Source organism: Rhizobium sp. PAMB 3182, assembly GCF_052908355.1.
In genome coordinates this window covers 2,963,947-2,979,212 of record NZ_CM128607.1, presented here as the reverse complement: position 1 = coordinate 2,979,212, position 15,266 = coordinate 2,963,947, and the positions used below count along the sequence as shown (strand labels likewise).

At 62.6% G+C, this 15,266-nt stretch carries 10 protein-coding genes; 4 read left to right on the top strand and 6 right to left on the bottom strand.

Going from position 1 to position 15,266, the window contains the following annotated elements; genetic code table 11:
* The first annotated feature begins 31 nt into the window (after nucleotides 1-31).
* The 4 genes from ACU5AZ_RS14410 (at nucleotide 32) to ACU5AZ_RS14395 (ending at nucleotide 7,922) form a co-directional block, all read left to right on the top strand.
* The gene (locus tag ACU5AZ_RS14410) at nucleotides 32-4,213 is read left to right on the top strand and encodes a translocation/assembly module TamB domain-containing protein (protein ID WP_446823038.1); all 4,182 of its coding nucleotides are present in this window, start codon (nucleotides 32-34) and stop codon (nucleotides 4,211-4,213) included.
* A 135-nt stretch (nucleotides 4,214-4,348) separates the two neighbouring features.
* Nucleotides 4,349-5,284 carry an arginase gene (gene rocF, locus ACU5AZ_RS14405; RefSeq protein ID WP_446823037.1) on the top strand — a complete coding sequence of 312 codons (936 nt, stop codon included), beginning with the start codon at nucleotides 4,349-4,351 and terminating at the stop codon, nucleotides 5,282-5,284.
* A 389-nt stretch (nucleotides 5,285-5,673) separates the two neighbouring features.
* On the top strand, nucleotides 5,674-7,443 hold the full coding sequence (locus ACU5AZ_RS14400) for a methyl-accepting chemotaxis protein (RefSeq protein WP_446823036.1): 1,770 nt from the start codon (nucleotides 5,674-5,676) through the stop codon (nucleotides 7,441-7,443).
* Entirely contained in the window at nucleotides 7,443-7,922 is a 480-nt protein-coding gene (locus ACU5AZ_RS14395; RefSeq protein ID WP_446823035.1) for a chemotaxis protein CheW, read from the top strand. Before ACU5AZ_RS14400 ends, ACU5AZ_RS14395 begins: the two co-directional genes overlap by 1 nt.
* A 73-nt stretch (nucleotides 7,923-7,995) precedes the next feature.
* Here the strand turns inward: ACU5AZ_RS14395 and ACU5AZ_RS14390 are convergent, their stop codons facing one another.
* The 6 genes from ACU5AZ_RS14390 to ACU5AZ_RS14365 all read right to left on the bottom strand — a co-directional run bounded on the left by ACU5AZ_RS14390 (nucleotide 7,996) and on the right by ACU5AZ_RS14365 (nucleotide 15,245).
* Nucleotides 7,996-8,217, bottom strand: coding sequence for a formate dehydrogenase subunit delta (locus ACU5AZ_RS14390; RefSeq protein ID WP_446823034.1), 222 nt, complete (start codon nucleotides 8,215-8,217; stop codon nucleotides 7,996-7,998).
* Nucleotides 8,207-9,031 (bottom strand): formate dehydrogenase accessory sulfurtransferase FdhD, encoded by an 825-nt coding sequence (gene fdhD, locus ACU5AZ_RS14385; protein WP_446823033.1) that lies wholly within the window; start codon nucleotides 9,029-9,031, stop codon nucleotides 8,207-8,209. The genes ACU5AZ_RS14390 and fdhD overlap by 11 nt, the downstream gene beginning before the upstream one ends.
* A 2-nt stretch (nucleotides 9,032-9,033) precedes the next feature.
* On the bottom strand, nucleotides 9,034-11,916 hold the full coding sequence (gene fdhF, locus ACU5AZ_RS14380) for a formate dehydrogenase subunit alpha (protein ID WP_446823032.1): 2,883 nt from the start codon (nucleotides 11,914-11,916) through the stop codon (nucleotides 9,034-9,036).
* 237 nt (nucleotides 11,917-12,153) lie between these two features.
* Nucleotides 12,154-13,710, bottom strand: coding sequence for a formate dehydrogenase beta subunit (locus tag ACU5AZ_RS14375; protein WP_446823031.1), 1,557 nt, complete (start codon nucleotides 13,708-13,710; stop codon nucleotides 12,154-12,156).
* The gene (locus tag ACU5AZ_RS14370) at nucleotides 13,707-14,126 is read right to left on the bottom strand and encodes a formate dehydrogenase subunit gamma (RefSeq protein ID WP_446826013.1); all 420 of its coding nucleotides are present in this window, start codon (nucleotides 14,124-14,126) and stop codon (nucleotides 13,707-13,709) included. The genes ACU5AZ_RS14375 and ACU5AZ_RS14370 overlap by 4 nt, the downstream gene beginning before the upstream one ends.
* Before the next feature lie 234 nt (nucleotides 14,127-14,360).
* Nucleotides 14,361-15,245: a LysR family transcriptional regulator gene (locus ACU5AZ_RS14365; RefSeq protein WP_446823030.1), complete on the bottom strand. Its 885-nt coding sequence runs from the start codon at nucleotides 15,243-15,245 to the stop codon at nucleotides 14,361-14,363.
* Between the last annotated feature and the right edge of the window lie 21 nt (nucleotides 15,246-15,266).

The following is a 15,266-nucleotide window of genomic DNA, read 5'->3' as shown; positions in this document are numbered from 1 at the left end:
ATAGACGTTTTAGGCCTGTATTTACTTGAGGATGAGCAGTTTGATTCGCGCCCTTGGCCAGATCACGAAATATGCCGGTATCGGCCTGGTTGTGCTTTTGGCGCTGGCCGTTGCCGTCATTCTGGCGGCCGGCTTCGTCCCTTCCCTGACCCAGTATGCAGCGGACAAGGTTGCCGCGATGGTGTCGACACCGGAACGTCAGATCGCCATTTCGGATCCTTCCGGGCTCTTGAGCGGCCATCTGCGCGTCAAGAACGTCACCATTTCCGATGAAGACGGCACATTTGCGACCATAGACAATATCGCCGTCAACTGGTCCCCGCTCGAACTCCTCGGCGGAAAATTCCATGCGCGCACCGTCGCCGCCGACCGGATTGAAGTCACCAGGCAACCGAAGGCGTCGACGGAGAGCAACACCACCGAGACAGACTCAAGCGGCTTCTCCCTTCCGGTCGCGATCGACGTCGACCGTTTGACGGTTCCCGAAATCGCGCTCTCGGAAAATATCACCGGACGCCCTTTCGACCTGACACTCGACGGATCGGCGGCCGCCGACAGCAACAGCATTGCCCTGAACCTGGCCATCAACCGCCGGGATGTGCCGGACGCGAAGGCGCTCGCCGATATCCTGTTCGCACCGGATGAGAACCGGCTGACGCTGAAGGCGTCGGTCTCCGAGCCGAAGGGCGGCCTCCTCGTCAAGGCACTGAACATCGCAGGCGAGCCGGCAATCGATCTGTCGCTCGACGGCAGCGGACCGTTGTCCGACTGGTCTGGAACGCTGAGCGGCTCGGCGAACGGACAGCAACTGGTGACAATCAAGGGAACGCATCACCAGACCGTCGCCGGCATGCACGACGTCAGCCTCACCGGCGGCGGCGAGATTTCCGCCCTGCTGCCGGAAACGTTCCGCACGTTCTTTGCGGGGGAGACGGACATCAATGTCGCCGGTTCCTTTAATGAGAACGGAAAGATAACCGTCGACAAGTCCGATATCGCGAATGCCAGTTTCCGCCTGTCCGCATCCGGGGCGCTCGATCCGGCAGGTCAGAACGACCTCCAGGCCAGCATTTCCGGCGTCTCCGGTCCGATCGATTTCCGCTGGCCGCTGGCAGAAGGCGAACTGCGCGCGTTGATCACGAGCGCCCGGCTTTCGGTCACCGGCCCGGCGACGGCATCCGGCATCAAGGTGTCGGCGGCCCTGCAATCCGTGGCAATGCCCGGGATCTCGGCCGGAGACATCGCCGTCACTGCGGCAAGCTCGTCCTTCGACGTCGCCGGCAGGACCGGTCAGCTGGCGACGACGCTGTCGGTGGGCAGCACCGCCTTTGCCAATCCAAACCTGCAGCGCCTCGTTCGTGCGCCGCTGAAACTGACGGCACCCCTGAAGATCTCCGACGACCGTGTCGGCTTCGACGGGACGGAACTGGAAAGCGCATCGATCGGCGGCACCGTCAATGGCGGCTATCAGATTTCCGAACGACGCGTGACCGGCAACCTTCAACTCTTCGCTCTCCCTGCCACCTTGCCGGGCGCGCTGGCTGCCAAGGTTTCCGACACGATCCAGATCCGCACCGATTTCGACGCGACCCTGCCCGGCTCGGTGGCGCTATCCGATCTGATCGTCAAGTCCGACGTGCTCGATCTCAGCGGCAACGCCACGCTCGCCGACAACAAGCTGACGGCGGATATTGCCGGCAGCATCCCCGAACTGTCGAAGTTCGTCGCCAACACTGCCGGTTCCGTCAGCTTCAAGAGCTCGCTCGCCGGACCGCTGACAGCCCTGGAGTTCGATGCTTCCGCCGAAGCGGAAAACGTCTCCATGGCCGGCAAGACGCTTGAAAGCCTCAACGTTTCGGCCAAGGGCACCGCCGATCCGGACGCACCGCAGGCGGCGCTGACGGCCAGCGGAAACCTGGACGGACAGAGGATCGATGCCAAGGCCAATGTCGTTTCCAAGGACGGCAAGATCAACCTTCCGGAACTGACGGCTGATGTCGGCCCCAATCACCTGGAAGGCGCCATTGAACTGTCGGCAGACTTTACGCCGGACGGCAAGATCAGGTTCGATTTCCCCGACGTCTCGCTGCTCGCGGCCTTCGCCGGCCAGCAGGCGGCAGGTGACCTATCGGGAACGGTCGACATCGCCAGCCAATCGGGAACGACAAAGCTCTCCGTTACAGCGAACGGTCAGAAACTGCAGGCCGGAACGGCAAGCGTCGCAGAACCGAAGGTCGATTTGACCGCGACGATCGGGGAGCAGCTTGCAGCCAACGGCACCGTGAAGGCGAGCTCGGTGGCGTCAGGGAGCAATCAGGTCAAGAACCTCTCCCTCGGCTTCGACCAGCAGGGCGCGGCCACAGATTTCAAGTTGCTCGGCACCTACGACAACGCGCCGCTCAAGGCCGACGGACGGCTGACGACGTCGGACGGCACGATGGTATCGCTCAACGATTTCCAGGCGAAGCCACGCGGCATCCCGCTCTCGCTTGCCAAGCCGGTGGACATCACCGTCAAAAACGGCGCCGCGCGCTTCAAGGATCTGACCGTCAAGACGGGCTCCGGATCGGTTTCCGCCAGCGGATCGGTCGGCTCCAGTCTCGATGTACAGGCCAACATCACCAACCTGCCGGCGGACCTCGCCAACAGCTTCGTCCCGACGCTCGGAGCGGAGGGGACTATCTCGGGCAAGCTGACGGCCAAGGGCGCCCTGTCCGCGCCGGTGGTGGATTTCCAGTTGAACTGGGGCAATGCGGCCGTCGCCGCCAGCCGCTCGCAGGGCATACCCGCCTTCGGCCTCAAGGCGAACGGCACCTTCGCCAACAACAAGCTGGACCTGCAGACGGACCTCTCCGGGCCTGGTGGACTGAACATCGGCGGCAACGGCAACGTGAACATCAGCGGCGACAGGCCGCTGTCCTACAAGCTGACCGGCGCGGTGCCGTTCTCCCTGCTCGCTGCCAAACTCGCTGAACAGGGCTTCGTGCTGAACGGCAATGCTTCGGTCGACCTGACCGTTTCGGGAGGTGCTTCCTCGCCGCAGGTCTCCGGCACGCTGAGTGCAAAGGGCGCACAACTCATCGATGTCCGCCGCAATCTGGTCCTCAACGACCTGACGGCCAATGTCTCGCTGTCCGGCGAAAAGGCGACGATTTCCGCGCTGTCCGGCAAGCTGGCGACGGGTGGATCGCTGTCGGCGACCGGCGAGGTGGGCATTTCATCCGGCAGCGGCTTCCCGGCCGACATCCGCATGACGATCGACAATGCCGTCTACGTCAACGGAACGCTGGTGACATCCACCGTTGACGGCAAGCTGAGCCTCACCGGACCGCTCGTGGGGTCTCCGACGCTGTCGGGCGAAGTCCGCCTTCAGAAGACGGCCATCACCGTGCCGCAGAAATTGCCGGCTTCGCTGTCGGAGATAAACGTCAACCATCGCAACGCTCCGGCAGACGTCCGGGCCCAGGCCTCCGAAATTGGCCAGCAGGGACAGGTCGGCACCAGCTCCTCTTCCTCGGGCATAAACCTCGACCTGGCGATTTCCGCCCCGAGGGAAATCTTCGTGCGTGGTCGCGGTATCGACGCAGAGCTTGGCGGCAACCTGACCGTCAAGGGCTCGACCTCCTCACCGGTCGTCTCCGGCGGCTTCACCATGCAGCGCGGGCGCCTGACGATCCTCAACAAGCGGCTCGATTTCTCGTCGGGCACCATCACCTTCGGTGGCGGGCTGATCCCGTTGCTCAACATGGTGGCGACGTCTTCGGTCAACTCCAACACGATCACCGTGGATGTAAGCGGATTCGCCAACGATCCGGATTTCACGTTCTCGTCCAGCCCAGCCCTGCCTCAGGACGAAGTATTGGCCCAGCTCATCTTCGGGTCGTCGATGTCGAAGCTTTCGGCGCTGCAGATCGCCCAGCTGGCAAGCGCGGTCAACCAGCTGGCCGGCGGCCGTTCAACCTCGCTGTTCGACAGCCTGCGGTCCGGGCTCGGGGTCGATGATCTGGACATTTCGACGAGCAATGACGGGCAGGCCGAGGTATCGGCGGGCAAATACCTCAACAACCGCACCTATCTGCAGCTGGAGCAAAGCGGCAGCTCCGGCGGCAAGGCGATCATCAATCTGGATGTCGGCAAGGGCGTCAAGCTGCGCGGCGAGGCCGGCAGCGACGGATCGGCCGGCGGCGGCATCTTCTACGAAAAAGAGTACTGATCGCGGCACGCCTGCCAAATTGGCAGTTCCCGTTCGACAAACTGCTCGATTGACGTTCCGAAATGACAGTTTTCTGTCTTTTTGGTGAAACCAATCCCGTCGATAATGGGCGGCACGCAAATCAAAGAGGTCAGCATGTCGAAGATGAAGCAGCCCGTCACCCTGATTGGAATTCCGCTGGAGGAAGGCTCCGGCAGACGAGGTTGCGCCATGGGTCCCGCCGCACTCAGGATCGCCGGAATAGAAGAGACCCTGGCGGAGCTTGGCTATGAAGTCATCGACGCCGGCGATCTCGAGCCGTCGCCCGTGAACGATCTTCAAGAGGTGGCCGGTACGAAGAACTATGCCCAAGTCGCCGGCTTCACCCGCGCGATCGAGGCTGCGACCTATGACGCGGCCAGAAGCGGCACGCTGCCGATTCTGCTCGGTGGCGATCACAGCCTTGCCATGGGCAGCGTGTCCGGCATGGCGCGCCACGCCGCCGAGACAGGCCGTCCGCTCTTCGTGCTATGGCTCGACGCTCATGCCGATTTCAATTCGCCCGCGACATCGCCCTCCGGCAACATTCACGGCATGCCGGTAGCGTACTACTGCGGCGAGGCCGACCTTGGCGATATCCTGCCTGCGGGCCGTCCGCTGGTCGATCCGACACGGGTCTATCAGGTCGGCATCCGGTCGGTCGATGAACGCGAGCGTGAGGAAATCGCCGACCACGGTGTCAACGTCTTCGACATGCGCGCGATCGACGAGCACGGGGTCGGCAGCATCATGAAGCAGATCATCGCCGCGGTGGAGGCGGAGAATGGTCTCCTGCATGTCAGCCTCGACGTCGATTTCCTTGATCCCGACGTCGCACCCGGCGTCGGCACCACGGTGCCCGGCGGCGCCACCTTCCGCGAGGCGCATCTGATCATGGAATTACTGTGCGACAGCGGGCTGACTGCCTCCCTCGATCTCGTCGAGCTCAACCCCTTTCTCGACGATCGCGGCAAGAGCGCCCGCATTCTCGTGGAGCTGACGGCAAGCCTGTTCGGACGGAGGATCTTCGATCGGCCAACCCGGGCCGCGTGACTTGCCAAAGGCTCTACAAAGCTTCGCAGATTAAGATCGCGATCCGACGGCGTTAGCATTTCTTTGACGCGATGGTTATCAGCACCTTACAGAAATGAATGGATACTTAACGGCGGGCATCCTGAAATCTTGTAGTCAAACCTTACCGCGGCATTAATATTCGCCGTGTAGAACCGTCTGTAAGAGAAAATTAGGATTTCCCCAACCCGGCCCCGGAAACTGTGGCTGGGCGCTTGTGTTTGTGATCTATTAATTTTTACCATTTAGAACTGCTCCTCATCGAGACACCCCCTCGCACTGCGGCTGTCTCGACCTTGCATCGTCAAAGGTCAGGCGCGCTTCACGAGCTTCCTCACGGATTGCACCGTGACGGAGGAGAAGGAACAGACATGAGTTTTATGGGTTCGGACGAAAAAGCCGTCCTGAAAGCGATCGGCAAATCACAAGCCATCATCGAGTTCGCGACGGACGGAACTGTCCTTTGGGCAAACGACAATTTCCTGCAGACGCTCGGCTATGCGCTTGAGGAGATCAAGGGCAAGCATCACCGCATGTTCTGCGATCCCGCCTATACGGCATCAGCGGAATATGAAGCCTTCTGGTCCAATCTGCGCAACGGCCGCAGCAATGATGGAGAGTACAAGCGCTTTTCAAAGGACGGCCGGGAAGTCTGGATTCAGGCGTCCTACAATCCCGTATTCTCGGGCGGCAAGGTCTACAAGATCACCAAGATCGCCAGTGACGTCACCGCCGCGAAGCTGAAGGCGGCCGAAAATTCGGGCAAGATCGACGCGATTTCCCGCGCCCAGGCAGTGATCGAGTTTACGCCAAAGGGCGAAATTCTCGACGCGAACGACAACTTCCTGAATACCGTTGGCTATTCGCGCCAGGAAATCGTCGGAAAGCACCACAGCATGTTTTGCGACCGCGATTACGTCCGTTCGCCCGACTATGAGGCCTTCTGGCAGAAGCTGGCGGCTGGCCAGTATGTCGCCGACGAGTTCAAGCGTATCGGCAAGGGCGGCAAGGAGGTCTGGATCCAGGCATCCTACAATCCGATTTTCGACATGAACGGCAACGTCTTCAAGGTCGTTAAGTTCGCAACCGATGTCACGGACCGCGTGAACGCAGTCGAAAGCCTGGCATCCGCACTCGGCGCACTCGCCAAGGGCGACCTGTCGAATACCTTGACAACTCCCTTCCCGCCGGCCCTCGAACGGATACGCGAAGACTTCAACACCTCCCTCTCGCATCTGCGCGACGCCATGCGCACGGTCGCCGGAAATGCCGACACGATCGCCGCCAGCGCCGAGGAAATCCGTTCGGCGTCCGACGATCTGGCCCGACGCACGGAGCAGCAGGCGGCCGCGATCGAGGAAACGGCAGCCGCCCTCGAGGAAATCACCCAGACGGTCACCGACAGCGCCACTCGCGCCCGCGAGGCAGGTGAACTGGTGGCCAACACCAAGTCGCATGCCGAGAAATCCGGGGAGGTCGTGCGCAAGGCCGTCACGGCCATGGGCGAGATCGAAGCCTCCTCGAAGGAGATCGGCAATATCATCGGGGTCATCGACGACATAGCCTTCCAGACCAACCTTCTGGCACTGAACGCGGGCGTCGAAGCGGCACGCGCCGGGGACGCCGGCAAGGGATTCGCGGTCGTCGCCCAGGAGGTGCGCGAGCTTGCACAACGCTCGGCCAATGCCGCCAGGGAGATCAAGACGCTGATCTCGAACTCGTCGTCGCAGGTCACCAACGGCGTGAAGCTGGTCGACGAGACGGGCAAGGCGCTGACGGAAATCGTCGGCCAGGTCAACGCGATCAACACCAATGTCGCAGCGATCGTCGAAGGTGCGCGCGAGCAATCGACCGGTCTCAGGGAGATCAACAAGGCCGTCAACCAGATGGACCAGAACACCCAGCAGAATGCCGCGATGGTGGAAGAAAGCACCGCGGCAAGCCATGGCCTGTCGCGAGAAGCCCAAATTCTGCGCGATCTGCTGGCAGGATTTAGATTTGGGCAAGATTCTTCCGGTAGGGTGCAATTGGCGCGGTCCGATGCCCAACCGGTAGCATCGCCTGCACGGAAACTGATGGCACAGATTGCCCGCACCAACGGGAATGCGGCACTGGCATCCAACAACTGGGAAGAGTTCTAATGGCGACGGCAATCAACCCAAGCAATTTCGGCACGGAAAATCTGGAAATCATCGCCTTCCGGCTGCATGACCAGGAATTCTGCGTGAAGACCACGACCATCCGCGAAATCCGCGGCTGGGCACCGTCCACCCCGATCCCGCATTCTCCGCCGGAAGTCATCGGCGTGATGAACCTGCGCGGCTCGGTGATCCCGATCATCGATCTCGCCAAGAAGCTCGGCATGCCCTCGACGGTCGCCAACGAGCGCAGCGCCATCGTCGTCGCCGAAGTCCACAACATGGTCATCGGCATGCTGGTCGACCGCGTGTCGGACATCCTGACGATCCCGTCGATCCAGATCCAGCCGGTTCCGGAAATCTCGGCCTCCTTCGACAAGTCCTTCTCCGAAGGCATCATCGCCAGCGAAGAAGGCATGATCTGCTTCCTGAACCTCGCCAAGATGTTCAAGGAAAGCGAAGCCGAAGAAATGGTCGCCTGATCGATCCGTCATCGAATGACAAAAGGCCGTCCGCGAAACCCGCGGGCGGCCTTCTTGTATTCAGTCATGCGGATCAGGCAGCCGGGCGGTTGATCTTGCCTGAAGCGTCGATCACCAGCGGATCGAAACCGGCATCGCCCTTCTCGATCAGCTCGAAGAACTGACGCCGCATGCGCGGCTCCCAGAACTTGTTGATGTGATTGGCGACGCCGTCGGCGGCCTCGCTTGCCGGCTGCGACTTGAAGAACGTCGCGATCTGGTTCGCCATGCGGACGAGCTTGTTATCATGCGACATGGGCGGTCGCTCCTTCCCTGATGCGTTCCGGATGGCTGAAGACTTCGAATTCTTCGCCCCGGACGAGCGCGATGATGGTCATGCCGGCCTTTTCCGCCGTCCGGATGGCAAGCGCCGTCGGGGCGGAAATGGCAATGATGAACGGGCTGCCGGCGGCGGCGGCCTTCTGGATCAGTTCCACCGAGACCCGGCTGGTCATGACGACCGCGCCCCGGCGTGGATCGACGCTGGCGCGTGCCAGCGCGCCGACAAGCTTGTCGAGGGCATTGTGGCGGCCGACATCCTCCCGCACGGCGAGGAGCCCCTCGCTGGGCACGTAGAAAGCCGCGCCGTGCATCGCCCGCGTCAGCGCATGCAAAGGCTGCCGACCATCGAGCAGGCGGACGGCCTCGACGATCTCCTGACTGGAAAGCGACAGCGATAAGCCAGCGACCGTTGGCGGCTCCTGCAGGGCCTCTTCGATCGATTCCACGCCGCACAGGCCGCAGCCGACCGGCCCGGCCTTCGCCCTGCGGCGACCCCGGAATTCCTCCGTCAGATCGCCGGCCAGCGTCATCTGCAGATCGATCCCCTCGCCTGCCGGAACCACTTCGAACGAAGCAATGTCTGCGGGCGACGTGATGATGCCCTCGTTCAGCAGGAAACCGACGGCGAAGTCTTCCAGATCGTCGGGTGTGGCCATCATCACCGCATGCGAAGACCCGCCGATGGAGAATGCGATCGGCATTTCCTCCGGCACCGTGCGCGTGCCGGAGAGCATCGCGCCGCCACGGCGCAAGGTTTCCGGCACGGACTGGGTGGTCTTGGCGGCCATCGCTACTCCGCCGGTTCCATCTTCTCGGCAATCCGGCGGGACTGCCGCGCCTGCTCCTCATAGTCACGCTGCCATTCGGTCGGGCCGTTGGAAGGCGACACCTGCACCGCCGTCACCTTGTATTCCGGACAATTGGTCGCCCAGTCGGAAAAGTCGGTGGTGATGACGTTTGCCTGCGTGTCCGGATGGTGGAAGGTGGTGTAGACCACGCCCGGCGCCACACGATCTGTGATCAGGGCCCTGAGCGACGTCTCGCCGGAGCGGCTGGCAAGCCGGATCCAGTCGCCGTCGCGGATACCGCGGTTTTCGGCATCGTGCGGATGGATTTCCAGACGGTCCTCCGCATGCCAGGCGACATTGCCGGTACGCCGCGTCTGGGCGCCGACATTGTACTGGCTGAGAATGCGGCCGGTGGTGAGCAGCAACGGGAAGCGCGGACCGGTCTTCTCATCCGTCGCAACATATTCCGTGCGGATGAACTTGCCGCGGCCGCGCACGAAGCCATCGACATGCATGACCGGCGAGCCTTCCGGGAACTTTTCGTTGCACGGCCACTGGACCGACCCCTTCTTGTCCAGGAGTTCGTAGGTGACGTTGGTGAAGCTCGGCGTGGTCGCAGCGATCTCCGCCATGATCTCGGAGGGATGCGCATAGTTCCAGCCAAGCCCCATGGCCTGCGCCATCTTCTGCGTGACTTCCCAGTCGGCATAGCCGTTCTTCGGGCTCATCACCTTGCGCACGCGGTTGATGCGCCGCTCCGCATTGGTGAACGTCCCATCCTTCTCGAGGAAGGTCGAGCCCGGCAGGAAGACATGCGCGTAGTTGGCGGTCTCATTCAGGAACAGGTCGTGCACGACGACGCATTCCATCGCAGCGAGGCCGGCCGCGACATGCTTGGTGTCCGGGTCGGACTGCAGGATGTCCTCGCCCTGGATGTAGAGGCCCTTGAACGTGCCTTCGACGGCAGCGTCCAGCATGTTCGGTATGCGCAGGCCCGGCTCGTTGTTGAGCGTCACGCCCCAGAGCTTTTCGAAGATCTCGCGCGTGGCGTCGCCGGAGATATGGCGATAGCCCGGCAGTTCGTGCGGGAAGGAGCCCATGTCGCAAGAGCCCTGCACGTTGTTCTGACCACGCAGCGGGTTCACGCCGACGCCCGGACGGCCGATATTGCCGGTCGCCATGGCGAGGTTGGCAATCGAGATGACCGTGGTCGAACCCTGGCTGTGTTCCGTCACGCCGAGGCCGTAATAGATCGCACCATTGCCACCCGTGGCATAAAGCCGTGCCGCACCGCGAATGAGATCGGCCGGAACGCCCGACAGCTTTTCAACCTCTTCCGGGCTATGGCGCGGCTCGGCGACGAAGGCGGCCCAATCCTGGAACTCGTCCCAGTCACAGCGCTCGCGGATGAAGGCCTCGTCGAACAGGCCTTCGGTGACGATGACATGCGCCAGCGCCGTGACGACGGCCACGTTGGTGCCGGGCTTCAGAGGCAGGTGATAGCTCGCTTCGACATGCGGCGTGCGCACGAGGTCGATGCGGCGCGGATCGATGACGATCAGCTTGGCGCCCTGGCGCAGCCGCTTCTTCAGCCGCGAACCGAACACCGGATGGCCGTCGGTCGGGTTGGCGCCGATGACGAGCACAACGTCGGAATGCTCGACGCTGTCGAAATCCTGGGTGCCGGCGGAGGTGCCGAAGGTCTGGCCGAGACCGTAGCCGGTCGGGGAATGGCAGACGCGGGCGCAGGTGTCGACATTGTTGTTGCCGAAGCCGGCGCGCACCAGTTTCTGCACGAGGTAAGTCTCTTCATTGGTACAGCGCGACGAGGTGATGCCGCCGACGGACTCCCGCCCGTACTGATACTGCAGCCGCTTGAACTCGGACGCGATGTGGGAGAACGCCTCCTCCCAGCTGACTTCGCGCCACGGGTCGCTCACCTTCTCGCGCACCATCGGATTGAGGATGCGGTCGCGATGCGTCGCGTAGCCATAGGCAAAGCGGCCCTTGACGCAGGAATGGCCGCGGTTCGCCTTGCCGTCCTTCCACGGCACCATGCGCACCAGTTCCTCGCCGCGCATCTCCGCCTTGAAGGAACAGCCGACGCCGCAATAGGCGCAGGTGGTCACAGCCGAATGCTCCGGCTGGCCGATCTCGATCACGGATTTTTCGGTGAGCGTCGCGGTCGGACAGGCCTGCACGCAGGCGCCGCAGGAGACGCATTCCGATGACAGGAAGTCCTCGTGCATCCCGGGCGAGACGCGGCTTTCGAAGCCACGCCCCTCGATCGTCAGCGCGAACGTGCCCTGCACTTCCTCGCAGGCGCGCACGCAACGCGAACAGACGATGCATTTCGAAGGATCATACGTGAAATACGGATTGCTTTCGTCCTTGGCCATCCAGCGGGCATTGACCTCGCCCACGCCGTCGCGCGCCTTCACGTGGTTGTCGCCCTCATAGCCGTAGCGCACGTCGCGCAGACCGACCGCACCGGCCATGTCCTGCAGTTCGCAGTCGCCATTGGCCGCACAGGTCAGACAGTCGAGCGGATGGTCGGAGATGTAGAGCTCCATCACCCCCTTGCGCAACTGCTTCAGCCGGTCCGTCTGGGTGTGCACGACCATGCCCTCGGCAACCGGCGTGGTGCAGGATGACGGCGTGCCGTTGCGCCCGTCGATCTCGACGAGACAGAGACGGCAGGAGCCGAAGGCGTCGACCATGTCGGTCGCACAGAGCTTGGGGATTTGCGTGCCGGCTTCCATGGCCGCCCGCATGACCGACGTGCCTTCCGGAACGGTGATGGCGTTTCCGTCGATCGTCACCGTGACCGTCTTTTCCGACTTCGATGCCGGGGTGCCATAGTCGATTTCTTCAATAAGGGACATGGTTTTACTCCGCAGCAAAATTGGTGAAGTAGGATGCCGGGCGGGCGAAATCACCCCCCTCTGTCGCTTCGCGACATCTCCCCCACAAGGGGGGAGATTGTCTGAGCCGCCTTCCTTGCAAAACAAGCCTCATGGATAGGCCTGTTGCTGAAAGGCGGCCGTTCGTCTTTTCGATCTCCCCCCTTGTGGGGGAGATGCCCGGCAGGGCAGAGGGGGGTATTCCGACAGACAGGCCCATCATTCCGCAGCCTCCACCATCGGCTTCGGCGCGAAATCTTCCGGGAAATGCGTCATCGCGCTCATCACCGGATAGGGCGTGAAGCCGCCGAGGGCGCAGAGCGACCCGAACTTCATCGTGTTGCAGAGATCAGCGAGCAGAGCCTTGTTCTTTTCGGGCTCCAGCCCTTGCGCGATCTTGTCAGCCGTTTCAACGCCGCGGGTCGAACCGATACGACAGGGCGTGCACTTGCCACAGCTTTCCACTGCGCAGAATTCCATCGCGAACCGTGCCTGCTTCAGCATGTCGGCAGTCTCGTCGAAGACGGTCACGCCGGCATGGCCGATCAACCCGTCCCTGGCCGCGAAGGCTTCATAGTCAAAGGGCGTGTCGAACAGGGAGCGCGGGAAGTAGGCCCCAAGGGGACCGCCGACCTGCACTGCTTTCACCGGCCTGCCCGTGGCCGTGCCACCGCCGATTTCATCGACGATCTGGCCGAGCGTCAGGCCGAAGGCCGTCTCGTAGAGACCGCCATGCTTGACGTTGCCGGCAATCTGGATCGGGATCGTGCCGCGCGAGCGGCCCATGCCGTAGTCCCGGTAGAAGGCAGCACCCCGGTCCATGATGACCGGCACGGAGGCAAGTGAGATGACGTTGTTGACGACGGTCGGTTTGCCGAGGAAGCCTTCGAGCGCCGGCAGCGGCGGCTTGGCGCGCACGATGCCGCGCTTGCCTTCCAGCGAGTTCAGCAGCGACGTTTCCTCGCCGCAGACATAGGCACCGGCGCCGACGCGCACATCCATGTCGAAGGTGTAAGACGAACCGAGCACCGACGCACCGAGGATGCCGGCCTTTCGGGCGATTTCGATCGCCGCGCGCATGGTCTCGATCGCATGCGGATATTCCGAGCGCGTGTAGATATAACCCCGCGTGGCGCCCGTCGCGATGCCGGCGATCGTCATGCCCTCGATGAGGACGAAGGGGTCGCCTTCCATGATCATGCGATCGGCGAATGTGCCGCTGTCGCCTTCGTCGGCGTTGCAGACGATGTATTTCTGGTCCGCCTTGGCGCCGAGAACCGTCTTCCACTTGATGCCGGTCGGGAAGCCGGCACCGCCGCGGCCGCGCAGGCCGCTGTCGGTGACTTCCTGGACGATCGCTTCCGGCGTCATGGAAATCGCCCGTTCCAGACCCTTCAGGCCCTTGTAGTGGCGATAATCTTCAATCGACAGCGGATCGGTCACGCCGCAGCGCGAAAATGTCAGGCGCGTCTGGCTCTTGAGGAACGGAATTTCGGCGGTCACGCCCTGCGACAGCGGATGGTCGGCGCCAGACAGGAACCCGGCATCAAACAACCCGGCGACATCCTTCGCCTTGACCGGACCATAGGCAACGCGACCGTGATCCGTGCGCACCTCCACGAGCGGTTCCAGCCAATGCATCCCGCGCGAACCGTTGCGCACGATTTTCACGTCCAGCCCGCGGGCTTCGATCTCGCTAGCAATAGCGGCAGCCACCTTGTCGGCACCAAGCGCCAGCGCCGCCGCATCGCGCGGAACGAAAACGGTAACGCTCATCGGCGGGCCTCCCGAACGAGTTCTCCGAGGCAATCCGCATCCAGCCGTCCATGAACCTCGCCGTCGAGCATAGCCGCCGGCGAGCACGAACAGAGCCCGAGACAGTAGACCGGCTCCAGCGTGATGGAGCCGTCAGCCGTGGTTTCATGAAAGTCGATGCCAAGAAGGCGCTTGGCCTGCGTCGCGAGATCGTCCGATCCCATAGACTGGCAGGCTTCGGCGCGACAGAGCTTGAGAACGTGGCGGCCCTGGGGATGGGTCTTGAAGTCGTGGTAGAAGGACGCCACCCCATGCACTTCGGCGCGCGACAGGTTCAGGACCTCGGCGATTGCAGGAAGCGCCTCCGGCGGCACGTATCCGAACTCTTCCTGCACCGCGTGCAGGATCGGCAGCAGCGGACCCTCGAGTGATTTCATCTCGCGGGCGATCAAAGCCGCCCGTTCGGCCGCGCCATCGGCAGCCACATGCACATTCATGATCGACCTCCCGGAAGGGTTTCCCCTCCCATTCCAAGCATCCGCGGGATTTCTTGGAGAGCCCGCGTGTCGTGCAGCTTCTCCTCAAAACCTGCACGCAGCATTAGCGGAACTGTGACACCGATGATCAGGCCGATCAATAATGCGGTTTCGTTGATCGATAGAAAAAATCTATCAATCCGCCTTCTCGGAGAACAGCCGGGCCTCGTGCAGGAGGGCTGAAACAAGCGGCGTGAACGGCTCGCGATGCGTCGCCACGACACCAACGACGTGGACGGCCTCCGGTTCGGTGATCGGGATGATCTTGAGATTGGCGCCGAAGGACCGTGCCGTATGGCCGGGCATGATGCTCGCCCACCGCCCCGTCGTCACATGCGAGAACAGCACGATCATGGAATTGGATTCCAGCATCGCCTCCGGCGTGACGCCGGCGTCCTCGAAGTGGCTGTTGATGATACGCCGGTTCTGCATGTCCGGCGACAGGAGACAGAGCTTCAACCGACTGACCTCGCGCCAGGTCACGCTGGTCCGGTCAGCAAAAGGTCCCTCCTCGGCAACGACGAGATGGAAGCGTTCGTCATACAGCGGAACGGCGGTAACGCGGCCCAGCGGCTCGTCCTGCAGGTAGGTGATGCCGGCGTCGATCTCCAGGTTTTCAAGCTGGGAGAGGACCTGCAGGGAATTGGCCGACATCACGGAGAAGGTCACGTCCGGATGCCGCTCCTGAAACGGGCCGGTGATCTTGTGCACCATGGACAAGGCCGTCGGAATGACCGCCAGCCGCAGATGGCCCGACAGGCCGGTGCGGGCCGCGCGCATTTCCTCGCGCATCGTCCGTGTGTCGCCGACGATGCGCCGCGCCCATTCCAGCACCCGCTGCCCTTCCGGCGTGAGCCCCTGGTAGCGCGAACCGCGCACGACGAGGCTGACGCCGAGTTGCTCCTCCAGTTGCCGGATGGCGGCCGAAAGCGTCGGCTGGGTGATGCCGCATTCCTCCGCCGCCCGGCCGAAATGCCTGGCCTTGGCGAGCGCGATGAAAAACTCGAGCTTGTCGATCATAGAAATTTCCTCTTAATCGAA

What these genes read in the sequence shown, in the direction of transcription:
- ACU5AZ_RS14410 (WP_446823038.1), top strand. Translation starts at nt 32, where the DNA reads ATGAGCAGTTTGATTCGCGCCCTTGGCCAGATCACGAAATATGCCGGT.
- rocF (WP_446823037.1), top strand. Translation starts at nt 4,349, where the DNA reads ATGTCGAAGATGAAGCAGCCCGTCACCCTGATTGGAATTCCGCTGGAG.
- ACU5AZ_RS14400 (WP_446823036.1), top strand. Translation starts at nt 5,674, where the DNA reads ATGAGTTTTATGGGTTCGGACGAAAAAGCCGTCCTGAAAGCGATCGGC.
- ACU5AZ_RS14395 (WP_446823035.1), top strand. Translation starts at nt 7,443, where the DNA reads ATGGCGACGGCAATCAACCCAAGCAATTTCGGCACGGAAAATCTGGAA.
- ACU5AZ_RS14390 (WP_446823034.1), bottom strand. Translation starts at nt 8,217, where the DNA reads ATGTCGCATGATAACAAGCTCGTCCGCATGGCGAACCAGATCGCGACG.
- fdhD (WP_446823033.1), bottom strand. Translation starts at nt 9,031, where the DNA reads ATGGCCGCCAAGACCACCCAGTCCGTGCCGGAAACCTTGCGCCGTGGC.
- fdhF (WP_446823032.1), bottom strand. Translation starts at nt 11,916, where the DNA reads ATGTCCCTTATTGAAGAAATCGACTATGGCACCCCGGCATCGAAGTCG.
- ACU5AZ_RS14375 (WP_446823031.1), bottom strand. Translation starts at nt 13,710, where the DNA reads ATGAGCGTTACCGTTTTCGTTCCGCGCGATGCGGCGGCGCTGGCGCTT.
- ACU5AZ_RS14370 (WP_446826013.1), bottom strand. Translation starts at nt 14,126, where the DNA reads ATGAAATCACTCGAGGGTCCGCTGCTGCCGATCCTGCACGCGGTGCAG.
- ACU5AZ_RS14365 (WP_446823030.1), bottom strand. Translation starts at nt 15,245, where the DNA reads ATGATCGACAAGCTCGAGTTTTTCATCGCGCTCGCCAAGGCCAGGCAT.